The following is a 971-nucleotide window of genomic DNA, read 5'->3' as shown; positions in this document are numbered from 1 at the left end:
CAGTTTGTGTCGCACCTTGAACACCTGTTGATTCAGCTGGGGATGCAGTTGGCGTTACTGGAGTTACAGTTGGTGTGTAGGTCGCTGAAGCCTTAGTTCCATTCATGTCTTCACGAACAACCGTCACTGCTGGTGCAGTTCCAACGAATGATTTTTCTGGAACGAAGGTTACGGTTCCATCTGCAGCTACTGTGAAAGTACCTACACCGTCTACAGTCTTGGTTGTTGAACCATCATCGAAGGTTGCTGGAACATTTTCATTGATGGCAACTGTCTTCTCAACACCATCAACAGTTACTGTTCCACCCTTGAATTCAGGTTTACCAGTTTGTGTAGCACCTTGGATATCTTCTGTTTCAGCTGGTGTTGCTGTTGGTGTGACAGGAACGATTTCAGGTGTGTAAGTTGTATCTACCTTGATACCGTTAGAACTTTCAGCTTGAACCTTGGCTGGTGTCACTGCACCAGTGTAAGATTTATCAGTCGGTGTGAAGGTTACTTGGCCAGTTGTAGGATCAATTGTGTATGTACCGATTTCAGTCGTACCATCAGCAGCATAAGCTGGTGTCGTTGAAACTTCGTTACCATCTTTATCTAGCAATGTGTAGCTATTGTCTTTAATGGTAATAGCTTTATCTTCACCATTTACTTGAACTGTTTTTCCAGCAAAGGTTGGTGTACCTGTTTGAGTTGCACCTTGGATATCTTTTGAAGTTGCAGGACTTGCTGTTGGAACAGCCGCTACAACAGTTGGTTTGTAAGTTGCATCAGATGTGATAGTTGCAGTCTTACCGTTCGCATTGGTAATCGTAGCAGTCGCCTGAACTGTTACACCAGTTGCAGTTCCAACAAAGTCTTTTTCAGGTGTGAAGGTCACCGCTCCTGTAGTAGGATCGATTGTGTAAGTTCCTTCACCTGCTACTGTTACAGTTGTTTCATCAGTTGGTTGACCTGTTGCAGGGTCAATCAAT

1 pseudogene is annotated in these 971 nt (G+C 44.2%); it reads right to left on the bottom strand.

The features are described from left to right. Window positions 1-971 (bottom strand): annotated as a pseudogene (locus HMPREF2926_RS08810) (cell surface protein); the annotation flags it as partial.

It is taken from the genome of Streptococcus sp. HMSC078D09 (assembly GCF_001813675.1).
In the GTDB taxonomy this organism is placed as follows: Bacteria; Bacillota; Bacilli; order Lactobacillales; family Streptococcaceae; genus Streptococcus.
Note: the sequence above shows the minus strand (reverse complement) of the source record. Positions and strands in the feature narration are given on the sequence as shown.